Source organism: Streptomyces sp. NBC_00250, from assembly GCF_036192275.1.
Lineage (GTDB): Bacteria > Actinomycetota > Actinomycetes > Streptomycetales > Streptomycetaceae > Streptomyces.
Genome location: NZ_CP108088.1, coordinates 3,909,828 through 3,925,916, shown reverse-complemented (window position 1 = coordinate 3,925,916; position 16,089 = coordinate 3,909,828). Strand labels below are relative to the sequence as shown.

At 71.8% G+C, this 16,089-nt stretch carries 16 protein-coding genes; 13 read left to right on the top strand and 3 right to left on the bottom strand.

Going from position 1 to position 16,089, the window contains the following annotated elements:
• Window positions 1–125: 125 nt before the first annotated feature.
• From OG259_RS17590 to OG259_RS17580, 3 genes are all read right to left on the bottom strand, one after another.
• Window positions 126–785, bottom strand: a complete 660-nt coding sequence (locus OG259_RS17590) for a response regulator transcription factor (protein ID WP_266895289.1) — start codon at window positions 783–785, stop codon at window positions 126–128.
• A 315-nt stretch (window positions 786–1,100) separates the two neighbouring features.
• Entirely contained in the window at window positions 1,101–2,387 is a 1,287-nt protein-coding gene (locus OG259_RS17585) for a sensor histidine kinase (protein WP_328943114.1), read from the bottom strand.
• Between the two features lie 311 nt (window positions 2,388–2,698).
• Entirely contained in the window at window positions 2,699–3,889 is a 1,191-nt protein-coding gene (locus OG259_RS17580; RefSeq protein ID WP_328943113.1) for a sensor histidine kinase, read from the bottom strand.
• Between the two features lie 190 nt (window positions 3,890–4,079).
• Here OG259_RS17580 and OG259_RS17575 point away from each other — a divergent pair, with 190 nt between their 5' ends.
• The 13 genes from OG259_RS17575 (at window position 4,080) to OG259_RS17515 (ending at window position 16,083) form a co-directional block, all read left to right on the top strand.
• The gene (locus tag OG259_RS17575; RefSeq protein WP_266895295.1) at window positions 4,080–4,490 is read left to right on the top strand and encodes an NADH-quinone oxidoreductase subunit A; all 411 of its coding nucleotides are present in this window, start codon (window positions 4,080–4,082) and stop codon (window positions 4,488–4,490) included.
• Complete coding sequence (locus tag OG259_RS17570; RefSeq protein ID WP_266895297.1) at window positions 4,481–5,044, top strand: NADH-quinone oxidoreductase subunit B; 564 nt, start codon at window positions 4,481–4,483, stop codon at window positions 5,042–5,044. Before OG259_RS17575 ends, OG259_RS17570 begins: the two co-directional genes overlap by 10 nt.
• The gene (locus OG259_RS17565) at window positions 5,041–6,510 is read left to right on the top strand and encodes an NADH-quinone oxidoreductase subunit C (RefSeq protein ID WP_328943112.1); all 1,470 of its coding nucleotides are present in this window, start codon (window positions 5,041–5,043) and stop codon (window positions 6,508–6,510) included. The genes OG259_RS17570 and OG259_RS17565 overlap by 4 nt, the downstream gene beginning before the upstream one ends.
• Window positions 6,507–7,475, top strand: coding sequence for a complex I subunit 1/NuoH family protein (locus OG259_RS17560; protein ID WP_073910915.1), 969 nt, complete (start codon window positions 6,507–6,509; stop codon window positions 7,473–7,475). The genes OG259_RS17565 and OG259_RS17560 overlap by 4 nt, the downstream gene beginning before the upstream one ends.
• On the top strand, window positions 7,475–8,038 hold the full coding sequence (locus OG259_RS17555; protein WP_328943111.1) for a NuoI/complex I 23 kDa subunit family protein: 564 nt from the start codon (window positions 7,475–7,477) through the stop codon (window positions 8,036–8,038). The genes OG259_RS17560 and OG259_RS17555 overlap by 1 nt, the downstream gene beginning before the upstream one ends.
• A complete protein-coding gene (locus tag OG259_RS17550) occupies window positions 8,035–8,613 on the top strand; it encodes an NADH-quinone oxidoreductase subunit J family protein (RefSeq protein ID WP_328943110.1) in 579 nt (192 codons plus the stop codon). Before OG259_RS17555 ends, OG259_RS17550 begins: the two co-directional genes overlap by 4 nt.
• The gene (gene nuoK, locus OG259_RS17545; RefSeq protein ID WP_328943109.1) at window positions 8,613–9,017 is read left to right on the top strand and encodes an NADH-quinone oxidoreductase subunit NuoK; all 405 of its coding nucleotides are present in this window, start codon (window positions 8,613–8,615) and stop codon (window positions 9,015–9,017) included. Before OG259_RS17550 ends, nuoK begins: the two co-directional genes overlap by 1 nt.
• Window positions 9,014–11,008, top strand: coding sequence for an NADH-quinone oxidoreductase subunit 5 family protein (locus OG259_RS17540; RefSeq protein ID WP_328943108.1), 1,995 nt, complete (start codon window positions 9,014–9,016; stop codon window positions 11,006–11,008). Before nuoK ends, OG259_RS17540 begins: the two co-directional genes overlap by 4 nt.
• A gap of 27 nt (window positions 11,009–11,035) precedes the next feature.
• Window positions 11,036–12,589, top strand: coding sequence for a complex I subunit 4 family protein (locus OG259_RS17535; RefSeq protein WP_328947110.1), 1,554 nt, complete (start codon window positions 11,036–11,038; stop codon window positions 12,587–12,589).
• Window positions 12,586–14,148 carry an NADH-quinone oxidoreductase subunit N gene (locus OG259_RS17530; RefSeq protein ID WP_328943107.1) on the top strand — a complete coding sequence of 521 codons (1,563 nt, stop codon included), beginning with the start codon at window positions 12,586–12,588 and terminating at the stop codon, window positions 14,146–14,148. The genes OG259_RS17535 and OG259_RS17530 overlap by 4 nt, the downstream gene beginning before the upstream one ends.
• A 37-nt stretch (window positions 14,149–14,185) precedes the next feature.
• Entirely contained in the window at window positions 14,186–14,641 is a 456-nt protein-coding gene (gene mscL, locus OG259_RS17525; protein ID WP_328943106.1) for a large conductance mechanosensitive channel protein MscL, read from the top strand.
• Between the two features lie 174 nt (window positions 14,642–14,815).
• Entirely contained in the window at window positions 14,816–15,679 is an 864-nt protein-coding gene (gene htpX, locus OG259_RS17520; RefSeq protein WP_328943105.1) for a zinc metalloprotease HtpX, read from the top strand.
• The gene (locus OG259_RS17515; RefSeq protein ID WP_266895317.1) at window positions 15,676–16,083 is read left to right on the top strand and encodes a YccF domain-containing protein; all 408 of its coding nucleotides are present in this window, start codon (window positions 15,676–15,678) and stop codon (window positions 16,081–16,083) included. Before htpX ends, OG259_RS17515 begins: the two co-directional genes overlap by 4 nt.
• Window positions 16,084–16,089 lie beyond the last annotated feature (6 nt).

Sequence of the window (16,089 nt, the reverse complement as noted above, 5' to 3'; positions counted from 1 at the left end):
CACGGTCTGTCGCCACCCGGAGTGTTCCGGAAAGTCTGATTCCGCCTCATCCTTTGGTTCTAGGTCCTCGGGCGCCGGCGGGCCGCCCTTCCGGCCTCCATGTCATCTGACAGAGTGTCAGATGATCAGGATTTCAGATACGTCAACACCGCCAGTACCCGGCGATGATCGCCGTCACTCGGCGAGAGCCCCAGCTTCAGGAAGATGTTGCTGATGTGCTTCTCCACCGCGCCGTCGCTCACGACCAGCGCTTTCGCGATCGCCGAGTTCGTCCGGCCCTCCGCCATCAGACCGAGGACCTCCCGCTCGCGCGGAGTCAGGTTCGCCAGCACGTCCTGCTGACGGCTCCGGCCCAGCAGCTGCTGCACGACCTCCGGATCCAGCGCCGTACCACCGCCGGCGACCCGCACGACCGCGTCCACGAACTCCCGGACCTCGGCGACCCGGTCCTTCAGCAGATATCCGACACCCCGGCTGGAACCGGCCAGAAGTTCGGTGGCGTACTGCTCCTCCACGTACTGCGACAGGACGAGCACACCGAGTCCCGGGTGCTCCTTGCGCAGCCGCACGGCCGCGCGGACGCCCTCGTCCGTGTGCGTCGGCGGCATCCGCACGTCGGCGACGACGACATCCGGCAGCGCGCCCTCGGCCGCGAGCTTCGCGACCGTCTCCACGAGCGCGTCTCCGTCCCCGACCCCGGCGACGACGTCATGCCCGAGATCGGTCAGCAGCCGGGTCAGCCCCTCCCGCAGCAGCACGGAATCCTCGGCGATGACCACGCGCACCCGCCCGGCCCCTTGATCCACACCCACGCTGTAAAGCCCCCCTGTCTTGTTGCCCGATGAGGCCTCCAGCATTGCACCCCCGCCCACTTACGCCCCCCTCGTTGTGGGCCGTCGTTCCGCAGGGCGGAACGGGTGGGCACAAACGGGTGGGCACAACGGACCGGGCCTTTGCGGGGCCCTCGCCCGTGCCGCTGCCGGGGCCCCTGCCCGTGCCCTTGCCGGGCCCGCACCCCTCGCGCCCCTACGGTGCCCACGTGCGCGGCACGCGGAAGCAGGGCCCGAGGAGTCGGGCCCCGCTTCCGCGTCCTGCAAGCGCTAGGCACGCCAGGGCAGCTCGACGGTCACCGTCGTCGGCCCACCCGCGGGCGAGTCCACCGCGAGCACCCCGTCCACCGCACCCACCCGCTCGGAGAGCGAGGACAGCCCCCGCCCCGCCACGGCCTCCGCCCCGCCGGACCCGTCGTCCCGCACCTGAACCATCAGCTTCTCCCCGGTCCGCCACACATCCACCCAGGCCCGCCGCGCCCGCGCGTGCTTGGACACGTTCTGCAGCAGCTCCGAGACCGTGAAGTACGCGATCCCCTCGATCGCCGCGACCGGCCGCGCCGGCAGGTCCACGTCCACCGACACCGGAACCGCGCACCGCGAGGCCACCGCCGACAGCGCCGCGTCCAGGCCACGGTCGGTCAGGACCGCCGGGTGGATCCCCCGCGCCAGGTCCCGCAGCTCCTGGAGCGCGAGCTTCACCTCGCCGTGCGCCTCGTCGACCAGCACCGCCGCCGCCCGCGGGTCCTCCGCAAGCTTCTCCTTCGCGAGCCCCAGATCCATGGCGAGCGCGGCCAGCCGGGCCTGCGCCCCGTCGTGCAGGTCCCGCTCGATGCGCCGCAGGTCCGCCGCGGCGGTGTCCACCACGACGCCCCGGTCCGACTCCAGCTCGGTGACACGGGAGGCGAGGCGGGACGGGCCGAGCAGCCCGGAGACGAGGAGCCGGTCGACGGCGACGAAGCCGCGCAGCAGCCAGGGCCCGGCCATCACGAACAGCAGCCCGACGAGGCTGGTGACGGCGATCTCGAAAGGGGAGTCGAGGTAGAGGTTGTGGGACCCGTCGCCGTAGAGCTGGAGGCCGTCCTGCCCCGCGTACATCGGGAAGACCCACTGCCACAGCGGATAGGTGAAGAGGCTCCAGCCCCAGCCGAAGAACGCCACCGTCACCGAGAACGAGAACACCGCCCACGGCATGTGCACGACCGCGTACAGCAGGTGCCGCCAGGACGTCCCGCTCTTCAGCATGGCGCCCATCCAGGAGAAGGCCCCGCCGGTCCGGCCCCGCACCGGCTCGGGCGCCCGCACGTCGACGTCGAGCAGCGCCCGCGCCCGGGCCCGCTCGACCACGCCGAACCCCCGGCACATCGCGAGGACCCCGGCGAGGATCGGCACGCCGAGGAAGGTGATGAGCAGCCCGGCGCCGGCCGAGAAGAAGGAGATCGAGAGCGCGAACCAGACGACGCTCAGCGGCAGCCCGATCAGCACGTAGAGGAAAGCCCGCCAGGTGCGTGCCTCGAACGGCGCGCGGATCGCGGCGGGGAGTCGGTGGGAGGCCATCGCGGGGGTCCTTCTCTGCTCAGGGAGGGGCGGGTCGGGAGGGAAGCTCGGTACGTGTTCCAGGGTTCCGTCTCACGCCCCGCCGGACCATGAGGCGGGTGGGCGTCTAGGGGCGGGGGTTTTCCCTACCCCGGGGGGGGTGGGGGAGGGGGCGCGCAGGAAGCTCCCCGACGCACACGGGCGGTACGGGCAGCTCACGGCCCCAGGGGTCCGGGCGGGCGGGCACGGCCGCTCCAGGGCTCCGGACGGGCGGGCACGGCCGTTCCAGCGGTCCGGGCGAGCTCACGGCCCCTTCGGACGGTACGGGCGGCTCACGCCCCCGGGCGGGACCGCCAGGGCAGTTCCGCCGTCACCGTCGTCGGACCGCCCTCCGGGGAGTCCAGGACGAGGAGCCCGTCCACCGCCCCGAGCCGTTCCGCGAGCCCCGCGAGCCCCGTGCCGCCGTCGAAGCGCGCGCCGCCCTCCCCGTCGTCCCGCACCTGGAGCAGCAGCCGGTCCTTCGCCCGCCACACCTCCACGGACGCCGACCGGGCGCGCGCGTGCTTGGACACGTTCTGGAGCAGCTCCGAGACCGTGAAGTACGCGATGCCCTCGATCGCCTCCGCCGGCCGCTCCGCGAGATCCACGTTCACCTTCACCGGCACCGTGCAGCGCGCCGACACCGACGAGAGCGCGGCGCTCAGCCCCCGGTCGGTGAGGACCGCCGGGTGGATGCCCCGGGCGAGGTCCCGCAGCTCCTGGAGCGCGAGCTTCACCTCGCCGTGCGCCTCGTCGACCATCGCCGCGGCCGTCTCCGGATCGTCGAGGAGCTTCTCCTTCGCCAGACCGAGCCCCATCGCGAGGGCGACGAGCCGGGCCTGTGCCCCGTCGTGCAGATCGCGCTCGATGCGCCGCAGGTCGGCCGCGGCGGTGTCGACGACGACACCCCGGTCCGACTCCAGCTCGGCGATCCGCCGCTCCAGCTCGTCCGAAGGTGAGAGCAGACCCCGGACCATGCCCCGGTCGGCGCTCGCCAGGCCACGGGCGATGAAGGGAAGCACGGGCCAGAGCACGATGAGCGAGACCAGCGCCACCGTGAACGTCACGATCCCCCAGGGCAGCCGGATCAGCCCGTACAACTGGGTCCGCCAGGCCACCGGATCCTTCAGCGTGGTCCACAGCCACCCGAAGAAACCGCCTCGCTTCGGCAGCGGCGACGGCTCGGCGATCTCGACCCCGAGCAGCGCCCGGGCCCGCGCCCGCTCCGACCGGCCGATCAGGCGCGCGCCGCCGAGCCCGAGGGCGAGCAGCGGGAGCCCGATCACGGTGACGGACAGGCCGACCCCGAGGAGCACGCTCACGACCGAGTAGACGAAACCGGCCAGCGCGGTGAACAGGTTGGAGAGGAGGAAGGCGATCTCCTTCCACGTCTCCTTCCCGTAGGCGGTGCGCCTGGGCGGACGCGGGGCGACGGTGGAGCCGGCCGAGCCGGAGGAGTCGGCGGAATCATGATCAGCGGTCATGCTCCCCAGACTGCCGGTCGGGGACCTGGCGACGCCATGGGGGAGGTGGGTGAGCGACGGTGGGGATATCCCCACCAGGACGGCACGGACGACCGCGTACGCGACTGCTTACGGTCTCTTTAGCAGGGCCTAGACTCGCGAGCGTACAGAAGTGACTCATGAGACACCGAGACCGAGGGGCGGACGGACCGTGCGCGAACCGACCGTTGTCGCGGCCGACGCAGCGGACGCGGCGGACTACTTCCAGACGTACTCCGTCGTCGGACTGCTCGCCGTCGTCGGCGTGCTGTTCGTCGCCGTGGCGTTCGGCGCGGGCCGACTGCTGAGGCCCGTCGTGCCGACGCCCGAGAAGCTCCTCACGTACGAGTGCGGTGTCGACCCCGTGGGGGAGGGCTGGGCCCACACCCAGGTCCGCTACTACGTGTACGCCTTCCTCTACGTCATCTTCGCCGTCGACTCGATCTTCCTCTTCCCCTGGGCGACGGTCTTCGCCGCGCCCGGCTACGGCGCCACGACCCTGGTCGAGATGTTCGTCTTCCTCGGCTTCCTGGCCGTGGGGCTGCTCTACGCGTACAAGAAGAAGGTCCTGGCATGGACGTAACACCCCTGCCCGCTCCCACGTTGGGGCCGCTCGCCCGCCTGGCCCCCGAGCCGATGAAGGTGGTCCTGAACTGGGGCCGCCGCTACAGCCTGTGGGTCTTCAACTTCGGGCTCGCGTGCTGCGCGATCGAGTTCATCGCCGCGTCGATGGCCCGGCACGACTTCATCCGGCTCGGCGTCATCCCCTTCGCGCCCGGCCCGCGCCAGGCCGACCTGATGATCGTCTCGGGCACCGTGACGGACAAGATGGCACCCGCGGTGAAGCGGCTGTACGAGCAGATGCCGGAGCCGAAGTACGTCATCTCGTTCGGCGCCTGCTCCAACTGCGGCGGCCCCTACTGGGACTCGTACTCGGTCACCAAGGGCGTCGACCAGATCATCCCGGTCGACGTCTACGTGCCCGGCTGCCCGCCGCGCCCCGAGGCGCTCCTCCAGGGCATCCTCAAGCTCCAGGAGAAGATCGCGCGGGAGAGCCTGGCGGAGCGGTACGCGACCACCGCATCGGTCTCCCAGCTGACGAGCCCCCTGGTGACACCGCCCGGAGGCAAGGCATGACGGCCTACGACTCCCTCCCGGACTCCGTGACGGAGATCTTCGGCGAGGAGGCGACGGCGGAGCAGGCGTACGACCTGCTGACCGTCGACGTCCCGCCGACGGCCTGGATCACGGCCCTGGAGACGGCCCGGGACACACTCGGGTGCACCTACTTCGACTGGCTGAGCGCGGTCGACGAGCCGGGCACGGGCTTCCGGGTCTGCGCACACGTGGTGGCCCTGGGCGAGGGCCGCCCGCGCCGCCTCCTCGTCCGTACGACCGTCCCGCACTCCGCCCCCGCCCTCCCCACGGCGATCGCGGTGTACGCGGGCGCCGGCTGGCACGAGCGCGAGACCCACGAGATGTTCGGCGTGGACTTCACCGGCCACCCGCACCTGGTGCCGCTGCTCCTCCCCGAGAACTTCGAGGGCCACCCGCTGCGCAAGGACTTCGTCCTCGCGGCCCGGGTCGCGAAGGCGTGGCCGGGCGCGAAGGAACCGGGCGAGTCCCACGACGGCGGCGGCCCGAAGCGCCGCCAGATGCTCCCCCCGGGCGTCCCGGACCCCAACGAATGGGGCCCCCTGAAGGGCCAGCTCCCCCCGGCCCCGACCCGCCCGGCCCGCGCGGCGGCAGGCGACCGCCCGGTCCGCCGAGCCCGCTCGGCGACGGAAGGCTCGGCAACCCCATCGGAAACCCCGCCCCCGACGGACACCCCCCGCCCGCCCCGCCGCACCCGCTCGGTCTCCGACGGTTCGGCGAGCCAGTCGACCCCGGAGCCGTCCGCCGTGCCGGAGCCGGGTCCCGACGCCCCGCCTGCGGTGCCGCGCCGTTCGCGTTCGGCGGCCGACGGTTCGGCGAGCCAGTCGCTCCCCGAGCCGAGCGCCACGCCGGAGCCGGGCGGCGACGCCCCGCCCGCGGCGGCCCGTCCGCCGCGCCGTTCTCGCTCTGCAGCCGACGGCTCGGCCAGCCAGTCGACCCCGGAGCCGTCCGCCATGCCGGAGCCGGGGCCCGATGCCCCGCCTGCGGTGCCGCGCCGTTCGCGTTCGGCGGCCGACGGCTCCGCGAGCCAGTCGACCCCGACCGGCCCCGCGTCGCGCCCGGAGGCCGCGCCCCCGCGCACCCGCAGCTCGGACGCACCCTGGCACCACGCCCGCCCGGCCTTCGACGAGGAGCCCACCACTGGGCCGAAGGCCCCGGAAACGGCGCCGGAGCCCGAGGCTTCGGGACCCGAGCCCGAGGCTTCGGGCCCCGAGCCCGACGGCTCCGAAACCTCGCGGCCCGAACGCGGGGCCGACGGCCCCGGAACCGCCGCCGAGCCCGAGGAAGGTCCGGAGCCCGGTCCCGCCGGGACCGAGGCCGAGCCCGCAGGTGAAGGCCCCGCCGCCCCGCAGGGGGACGCCGAGGCCGACGCCGCCCACCCGCCCGCCGCCCCGCAGGGGAACGCGGACCCCGACCCCACCACCCCCACCGGAGGCGATCCCGCGTGAACGACGTACTCGACGTCGCCCTCCGGCTGCTCGTCGTCTTCGCCGTCTTCCTCGTCCTGCCGCTCGTCGTCGGGCAGACCGAGCACAAGGTCATGGCCCATATGCAGGGCCGCCTCGGCCCCATGTACGCCGGTGGTTTCCACGGCTGGGCCCAGCTCGTCGCCGACGGCGTGAAGTTCGCGCAGAAGGAGGACGTGGTTCCCAAGGACGCCGACCGGCGGGTCTTCCAGCTCGCGCCGGCCGTCGCCCTCCTCCCGTATCTGCTCGTGCTGGTCGCGATCCCGATCGGCCCGAGCGAGGGCGCCGTCGGGCAGGTCGTCGACGCGGGCATCTTCTTCGTGCTGGCCGTGATGGGCGTCGGTGTCCTCGGCAGCCTGATGGCCGGCTGGGCGTCCGCGAACAAGTTCTCGCTGCTCGGCGGTCTTCGTACCGCCGCTCAGCTCCTCGCGTACGAGCTCCCCATGCTCCTCGCCGCCGCCTCCGTCGCGATGGCCGCCGGCACGGTCTCCCTCCCCGGCATCCTGAACGCCTTCGAGTGGTGGTGGGTGCCCTGGCAGATCGTCGGCGCGCTCGTCTTCTTCGTGGCGGGTCTGGCGGAGCTCCAGCGGCCGCCGTTCGACATGCCGGTCGCCGACTCGGAGATCATCTTCGGCGCGTACACCGAGTACACCGGCCTCCGTTTCGCGCTCTTCCTGCTCGCCGAGTACGCCGGCATCGTCGTCCTGTGCGGCCTCACCACCGTCCTGTTCCTCGGCGGCTGGCACGGGCCCTTCGGCGCGGACGGTCTCGGCTGGGTCTGGACCCTCCTCAAGACCGCGATCCTCGCGTTCGTCGTGATCTGGCTGCGGGTGAGCTACCCGCGCCTCCGTGAGGACCAGCTCCAGAAGCTCGCCTGGACGACCCTCGTCCCGCTCGCGCTCGCGCAGATCGCACTCACCGGCATCGTGAAGGTGGCGATCCAGTAATGGCCATTCCCGGCTCCGGCCTCGCCAAGGGCCTCGCCGTCACCCTCCGCACGATGACGAAGAAGACCGTCACCGCGCAGTACCCGGACGTCCAGCCCGAGCTGCCGCCCCGCACCCGCGGGGTCATCGGGCTGTTCGAGGAGAACTGCACGGTCTGCATGCTCTGCGCCCGCGAGTGCCCCGACTGGTGCATCTACATCGACTCCCACAAGGAGACGGTGCCGGCGGCCGTCCCCGGCGGCCGCGAGCGCAGCCGGAACGTCCTCGACCGCTTCGCCATCGACTTCTCACTCTGCATGTACTGCGGCATCTGCATCGAGGTCTGCCCGTTCGACGCGCTCTTCTGGTCGCCCGAGTTCGAGTACGCGGAGACCGACATCCACGAGCTGACCCACGAGCGCGACAAGCTCCGCGAGTGGATGTGGACGGTTCCGGAGCCGCCCGCGCTCGACCCGCACGCGGAGGAGCCGAAGGAGATCGCGGCGGCCCGCAAGGCAGTGGAGAAGGCCGCCACCGCGGCGGCCGCCGAAGCGGCCGCGGCCGCCGAGGGGGAGCAGCAGTGATCCTGGCAGCACACACAACTCAAGCGGCACAGGCGGCACAGCAGGCCCAGGGCTTCCTCTCGCCCACCGGCGTCGAGATCGCCTTCCTCCTCGTCGGCCTGGTCACCCTCGGCGCCGCCCTCGTGACGGTCACCACCCGCCAGCTCGTCCACGCCGCGCTCTGGCTGGTCGTGGCGCTCGGTGGCCTCGCCGTCGAGTACCTGCTCCTGACGGCCGAGTTCATCGCCTGGGTCCAGGTCCTGATCTACGTCGGTTCCGTCGTCGTCCTCCTCCTCTTCGGGCTCATGCTCACCAAGGCCCCCATCGGCCACTCCCCGGACGCCGACTCCCGTAACAAGCCCGCGGCGATCGCCGTCGCGATCGCCGCCGCAGCCGCACTCGTCTGGGTCGTCGTCGACGCGTTCCGTACGACGTGGATCGATCTGGACGGTGCCGTGCAGGGCTCGACGAAGGTGTCGGGCGAGATCCTCTTCCGGCACTGGGTGCTGCCGTTCGAGGCGCTGTCCGTCCTCCTCCTGGCCGCCCTGGTCGGCGCCATCGTGCTCTCCCGCAGGAAGCAGGAGGAGCAGCGCTGATGCATCTCGTCTACCCGGCCGTCCTCGCCGCCCTCCTCTTCGCCATCGGCGTGTACGGCGTCCTCGCCCGCCGCAACGCGATCCTGGTCCTGATGTCCGTCGAGCTGATGCTCAACGCCGTCAACCTCAACCTGGTCGCCTTCGACGTCTGGCTCCGCGACACCCTCCACGCCGGCCAGGCCCTCACCCTCTTCACCATCGCCATCGCCGCCGCGGAGATCGGCATCGGCCTCGCGATCGTCCTGATGGTCCACCGCAACAAGGGCACGTCGGACGTCGACCGCCTCCGTGACACGGCGGAGCCGCCGGAGCCGTGGAGCACCGATGCCGCGGACGAACCGTCACCGGACGACGCGCCCACCGACGACACGCCCGCCGGCGAGAAGGCCGAGGCCACCGCGTGACCACCACGACCCTCGCCGTCCTCGTCCCCCTCCTGCCCTTCCTCGGCTCCGTCGCCGGACTCCTGCTCGGCCGCACCGCGCCCGGCTTCGTCCGCCCGCTGGCCGTGCTTCCCACCCTCGCCGCCACGGTCCTGGCCGTGCTGGTCGCGGTCCGGCAGGGCGGCGGGAAGGCGATCGACGCCGCCACCCAGCTCACCCCCACCGGCTCGGTCCCCATCGACCTGGCCCTGTACATCGACGGCTTCGCCGCGCTCGTCGCCGTCCTGGTCGGCGTCGTCGCCACCTGTGTGCAGATCTACTCGACCGGCTACCTCCGCGAGGACCCGCGCTACCCCTCGTACGCCGCGCTCGTCTCCCTCTTCACGTCCGCGATGCTGCTCGTCGTCTACTCCGGCGACCTGATGGTGCTCCTGGTCGGCTGGGAGATCATGGGCATCTGCTCGTACTTCCTCGTCGGCCACTACTGGGAGACGCCCGAGGCACGGGCCGCCTCCCTGAAGGCCTTCCTCGTCACCAAGCTCGGCGACGTCCCCTTCCTCATCGGGCTCTTCGCGCTCGCCACCGACGCGGGCACCTTCCAGATCACGGGCGTCCTCGGCGCCGTCGCCGGCGGCGGCCTCGACCACCCCACCCTGATCGCGCTGCTGCTGCTCGCCGGTGTGGCGGGCAAGTCGGCACAGTTCCCGCTGCACACCTGGCTCCCGGACGCCATGGCCGGCCCCACCCCCGTCTCCGCGCTCATCCACGCGGCGACGATGGTCGCCGCCGGTATCTACTTCACGGCCCGGCTGCTGCCCGTCTTCGCCGAGTCCGCCGCCGCGATGACGGTGCTGGCCGTGATGGCCGCGATCACGATGGTCGGCTCGGCGCTCGCCGCGCTCGCCCAGGACGACATCAAGCGGGTCCTCGCCTACTCGACGATCGGCCAGCTCGGCTACATGGCCGGCGCCCTCGCCGTCGGCGACCGCGGGGCTGCCGTCTTCCACCTCCTCTCGCACGCCGCGTTCAAGGCACTGCTCTTCCTCGCCGCCGGCACGGTCATCCACGCCGCCGGTACGAACTCGCTGACCGCCATGTCCCGCATGAGCGGCCTCGCGAAGCGCGTCCCGGACGCGTACTGGACGATGACCGTCGCCCTGCTCGCGCTCGCCGCGATCCCGCCGTTCGCCGGCTTCTTCTCCAAGGAAGCCGTCCTGGTGGCCGCCGAGCACACCGCGCTCGGAGACCGGACCGTCGCCCCCGCCGGGGCCGGCTGGACCGTCCTCGTCGCGGGCCTGCTGACGGCCCTGCTCACCGCCGCGTACGCGCTCCGCCTCTGGCTGCGGACCTTCCGCGGCCGGGGCGCAGAGGCCCCCGACCACGGGCGCCAGCCGATCGCCATGACGTCCGTCCTGTGGGTGCTCGCGATCCCCTCCCTGGGATTCGGTCTGACCGTCACGTACCTCGACGACTGGTTCGACGGGAACGCCCTCACCCCGACCGTCACCACGGCCGTCCTCGGCACGGGTCTCGCCGCCGCCGGAGCGGTGATCACCTACGCGGTCTGGCGCACCCTCGCCGCCAGGACGCCGGTCTCCGCGGCCGCCGCGCAGGCACCCGCCCCGCACGTCGCCCACCCGGACGCCGACGCGGGACTGGTCGAGGCGGAGGCGCTGCACCTGCCGCACCCCGCCGAGGACCCGGCCGACCCCGGCCGCGCCCTCCTGGGTCCGCTGCACGGTCCCGCCGCCGACGGCTTCCACCTGGACGCCGTCTACCGGACGGTGTTCGTCCGCCCCGTCCTCGCCGCGGCCTCCCTGGTCCGCTTCCTGGACCGTGAGGTCATCGACACCTACGTCCGCGCCGCGGGCACCTCCGCCAAGGGGCTCGGCTGGCTCGTCCGCCGCGCCCAGACCGGCAACGTGCAGACCTATCTGAGCGCCCTGTTCGCCGGCTCCGTCGTCCTGGCGATCGTCGCCGTCGCCCTCGCCAACGCCGTCGCCGGAGCGTGAGCCGTGATCGATATCAGCGAATCCGTGATGCAGTTCCTTCTGGCGTTGATCGTCGCCGGACCGCTCCTCGGCGCGGCCGCCGCCCTCCTCCCGGCCCCGCCGGGACTGAAGGGGAAGTCCCCGGACCAGGCCGTGCTCCGCCACGGCGTCACCGTCACCGGTGTGATCCTGCTGGCCGCGATCGTCCTCGCGCTCGGCTTCGACCACGACCAGCCGTCGAGGATGCAGGCCACGACGGACATCAGCTGGATCCAGGCACTCGACGTGCGGATCCACCTCGGCGTCGACGGCATTTCCCTCCCCCTCCTGGTCCTGACCGCGCTCCTGACCTTCCTCTGCGCGCTGTACAGCTACTTCAAGATGCCCTCCGGCCCTTCCCCCAAGGGCTTCGTGGCGCTGCTCCTCGTCCTGGAGTCCGGCACCCTCGCCACCTTCGCCGTCCTCGACCTGGTCCTGTTCTTCCTGGCCTTCGAGATGGTCCTCATCCCGATGTACTTCCTCATCGCCCGCTGGGGCGGCGAGGGCAAGCAGGCCGCGGCCTGGAAGTTCATCCTCTACACGCTGCTCGGCTCCGTCGTCATGCTGCTCGGCCTGCTCCTCATCGGAGTGAAGGCGGGCACCTTCGACATGGTGGCACTGGCCACTGACAACGGCCGTGGACTGACCACGTCCGTGCAGGTCATCGCCGTTCTCGCGATCGGTCTCGGGCTCGCCGTGAAGACCCCGATGTGGCCGCTGCACAGCTGGCTCCCGGACGCCCACACCGCCGCCCCGACGGTCGGCTCGGTCCTCCTCGCCGGTGTGCTGCTCAAGATGGGCACGTACGGTTTCGTCCGGATCGTCCTGCCGATCGCCCCCGACGGCATGCGGATCTTCGCCCCCTACCTCGCCGCCTTCGCCGTCGCCGGGATCATCTACGGATCGCTCGCCTGCCTCGCCCTCGTCCGGCCCGGCAACAAGGGCGACCTCAAGCGCCTCATCGCGTACTCCTCCGTCGGCCACATGGGCTTCGTGCTCCTCGGCATCGCCACCATGACCCCCACCGGAGTCAACGGCGCCCTCTTCGCCAACGTCGCCCACGGCCTCGTCACCGGCCTGCTGTTCTTCCTGGTCGGCGCGGTCAAGGACCGGTACGGCACCGCCGACCTCGACACCCTCGCGGGCGCCACCGGCGCCGCCCTCTACGGCCGTGCCCCGCGCCTCGGCGCCCTCCTCGCCTTCGCCGCCGTCGCCTCCCTCGGCCTGCCCGGCCTGGCCGGATTCTGGGGCGAGATGCTTGCCCTGTTCGGCGCCTTCGAGCCCGCCGAGGGCCTCAGCCGCCCCGCCTTCCTCACCTTCATGGCGATCGGCGCCTTCGGCACCCTCCTCACCGCCGCGTACCTCCTGCTCGTCGTCCGCCGCGTCTGCATGGGCGGCCCCCGGCCGGCCGGGGAGACGCCGATCGCCGACATCCAGGGGTACGAGTTCGCCGCCTGGACCCCGCTCGTCGCCCTCACCGTCCTCGCCGGACTCTGGCCCGCGGTCCTCCTCGGCCTCACCGACCCGGCCGTCCAGAAGCTCCTCGCCGGAGGCACCCGATGACCCCAGTGACGGCGTTCGCCAGCGAGTCGCTCGTCCAGTCCGTCGACTGGCTGGCGATCGCGCCCCCCACCCTCACGGCCGTGGTCGCCCTCGTCGTGCTCGTCGCCGACCTGTTCGTCCCCGAGGAGCGCAAGCGGCTCCTCGGCTGGACCGCCATCGCCGGCCTCGTCGCCGCCCTCGCGCTCCTCGTCCCGCTGCGGGCCGGCGACCGCTCCACCTTCTGCCTCACCGCGGACACCCAGGTCACGGCCTGCAGTTACACGGCCGACGACTTCACCCTCGTCATCCAGCTGCTCGTCCTCGGCGGCGCGCTCCTGACGGCGCTGCTCTCGATCACCGAGACCCGCGAGAAGCTCCCGGCCGGCGAGTACTGGTTCCTGCTGCTCTCCTCGGCGGCCGGCGCCGCCCTCCTGCCCGCCTCCCGGGACCTCGCGACCCTCGTCGTCGCCCTCGAAGTGGCCTCGCTGCCCGCCTTCGCGCTCGTCGGCCTCAAGCGCGGCGACCGCAGGTCCGGCGAGGCCGCGCTGAAGTTCTTCCTGTCGTCGGTGACGGCGACCGCCGTCACCCTGCTCGGGGTCAGTTTCGTGTACGCGGCGACCGGCACCCTCCACCTCACGGAGCTCGCCCAGCGCCTCGACGACGTGCCCGGCCAGCTCCAGACGCTCGCCGAGGCGGGCGTGGCCCTCACCCTCGTCGGCTTCGCCTTCAAGACGGCCGCCGTCCCCTTCCACTTCTGGGTGCCCGACACCTACGTCGGCGCCCCGCTGCCCGTCGCCGCCTATCTGTCGGTGGTCGGCAAGGCCGTCGGCTTCACCGGGCTCATCCTGGTGACGGTCGTCGCCTTCCCCTCGTACGCCGACGTGTGGGGCCCGGCGCTCGCCGCCCTCGCCGCGCTCACCATGACCGTCGGCAACGTCGCCGCCCTCCGTCAGCGCTCCACGCGCGCGTGGAGCGCGGTCCGGCTGCTCGCCTGGTCCTCCGTCGCCCAGGCGGGCTACCTCCTCGTGCCGATCGCGGCCGCCGCGTACTCCAGCGACGACCAGATCGGCGCCACCGTCGCGTACGCCCTGATGTACGCCGTCGTGAACCTCGGCGCGTTCGCGGTCGTCGCGCTCGTCGCCCGCCGGCATCCCGAGAACCGGATCGCGGACTACCGGGGCCTGTACGCCGCGAGCCCTGCCGCCGCCCTCGCGCTCGCCTTCTTCCTCCTGAATCTGGCCGGTTTGCCCCCGGGTATCATCGGCCTCTTCGCCAAGGTGACCGTCTTCTCGGCGGCCGTCGACGCGGGCCTCGGCTGGCTGGCCGTGATCATGGCCGTCAACGTCGTGATCGGGCTGTACTACTACCTCCGCTGGACGGCACTGCTGTTCCGCACGCCGGAAAGCACGTCTGAAAGCGCGCCGGAAGGCGCACAGGCAGGAGCGCCGGAGGGGAAGGCCGTGCCCCACGCGGTCCCCGCGCCGATCACCCTGGCGATCGTGCTGACCGCCGCCGCCGGAGTCGTGCTGTCGGGATACCCGCAGCTCGCCCTCCGCTTCGCGGCGAACAGCCTCTTCTGACCCCCCACAAACGAAACACCTGGGAGCGAGAAACACCGTGCTGAACGGATTCAAGGACTTCATACTTCGCGGGAACGTCATCTCGATGGCCATCGGCCTGGCCGTCGGAACGGCGTTCACGGCCGTCGTCACCGGCTTCAGCAAGGCCTTCATCACCCCGCTCATCGGTCTCGCGACCGGCTCCGTCGGCAACTTCAACGACGCCCAGTTCCACGTCGGCAAGACCGTCTTCCCCTACGGCCTCGCCATCTCGGCCGCCATAGCGTTCGTCATCACCGCCGCGGTGCTCTACTTCCTGATCGTCGCCCCGCTGGCGAAGGTCCAGGAGAAGTTCGCGAAGGAGGAGGCGGCCGACCCCAAGGCGGAGAAGCGCGACTGCCCCCGCTGCTTCACCGAGATCCCGGCGATCGCCTCCCGCTGCGCCCACTGCACCAGTGAGGTCGAGCCCGTCGCCACCACCCTGGAGAAGCTCGGGGTCCCGGCGGCCCGCTGATCACCCGAACGGCCCACAGCACGCCCCGGTGCGGCCGGGGGAACCGGAACCTCCCGCCTGGCGTTGACCAGTACGGAAGGGTCCACTGGACCTGGGGGTCCCTCCCGGACGAAGTCCGGGGCGGGCCACCACGAAGCAAAGGGTTCCCCTGCCGCACCACTTGGAGGGCGTACCGTGCACCGCCGGCACAACGGGCTGAGGACCGCCGTACTCCTCGGAGGGCTCTCGGCCCTCATCATCGTCATCGGCAGCTTCTTCGGCCGTACGGGGCTGATCGTCGCGCTGTTCGTGGCGCTCGGCACCAACGCGTACGCGTACTGGAACAGCGACAAGCTGGCGCTCCGGGCCATGCGCGCCCGACCCGTCAGCGAGTTCGAGGCACCCGCGCTCTACAAGATGGTGCGGGAGCTCTCCACGCAGGCGCGTCAGCCCATGCCGCGGCTCTACATCTCGCCCACCCAGGCGCCCAACGCCTTCGCGACCGGCCGCAACCCGCGCAACGCGGCGGTCTGCTGCACCGAGGGCATCCTCGCGATCCTCGACGAGCGCGAGCTGCGCGGGGTCATCGGCCACGAGCTGAGCCATGTCTACAACCGGGACATCCTGATCTCCTCGGTCGCCGGAGCACTCGCCTCGGTGATCATGTTCCTGGTCAACTTCGCATGGCTGATCCCGGTCGGCCGCTCCAGCGACGACGACGGGCCGGGCATCCTCGGCTACCTCCTGATCCTCATCCTCGGCCCGATCGCCGCCTCGATCATCCAGCTCGCCATCTCCCGCTCCCGCGAGTACGAGGCCGACGCCTCCGGAGCGCAGCTCACCGGCGACCCGCTCGCCCTGGCCAGCGCCCTGCGGAAGCTGGACGCCGGCACCAAGCAGCTGCCGCTGCCCGCCGAGCCGCGGATCGAGACCGCGAGCCACATGATGATCGCGAACCCGTTCGGGCCCGGAAAGGGCGTGTCCAAGATGTTCTCCACCCACCCGCCGATGGCCGAGCGGATCGCCCGGCTCGAACAGATGGCAGGTCGACGCCCGTGAAGACGATCCTCAACATCATCTGGCTGATTCTCTGCGGATTCTGGATGTTCCTGGGCTACATGCTCGCGGGCGTCCTGCTCTGCATCACGATCATCGGCATCCCTTTCGGACTCGCCGCCTTCCGTATCGGGATGTACGCGCTGTGGCCCTTCGGGTACACGGTCGTGGACCGACGCGACTCGGGCGCGCCCTCCTGCGTGGGCAACGTCCTGTGGCTGATCCTGGCCGGCTGGTGGCTCGCCCTCGGCCACATCACCACCGGCATCGCCCTCTGCATCACGATCATCGGCATCCCGCTCGGCATCGCGAACTTCAAGATGATCCCGGTGTCGCTGCTCCCGCTCGGCAAGGAGATCGTCCCCACGGACCAGGCGTACGGCGCGTACGGGCAGCAGGGGCACTGACGACAC

Bases quoted from the DNA above. Each gene is read 5' to 3' on its own strand.
- OG259_RS17585 (WP_328943114.1), bottom strand. From the start codon at position 2,387: ATGGCCTCCCACCGACTCCCCGCCGCGATCCGCGCGCCGTTCGAGGCA.
- OG259_RS17580 (WP_328943113.1), bottom strand. From the start codon at position 3,889: ATGACCGCTGATCATGATTCCGCCGACTCCTCCGGCTCGGCCGGCTCC.
- OG259_RS17570 (WP_266895297.1), top strand. From the start codon at position 4,481: ATGGACGTAACACCCCTGCCCGCTCCCACGTTGGGGCCGCTCGCCCGC.
- OG259_RS17565 (WP_328943112.1), top strand. From the start codon at position 5,041: ATGACGGCCTACGACTCCCTCCCGGACTCCGTGACGGAGATCTTCGGC.
- OG259_RS17555 (WP_328943111.1), top strand. From the start codon at position 7,475: ATGGCCATTCCCGGCTCCGGCCTCGCCAAGGGCCTCGCCGTCACCCTC.
- nuoK (WP_328943109.1), top strand. From the start codon at position 8,613: ATGCATCTCGTCTACCCGGCCGTCCTCGCCGCCCTCCTCTTCGCCATC.
- OG259_RS17535 (WP_328947110.1), top strand. From the start codon at position 11,036: ATGCAGTTCCTTCTGGCGTTGATCGTCGCCGGACCGCTCCTCGGCGCG.
- OG259_RS17530 (WP_328943107.1), top strand. From the start codon at position 12,586: ATGACCCCAGTGACGGCGTTCGCCAGCGAGTCGCTCGTCCAGTCCGTC.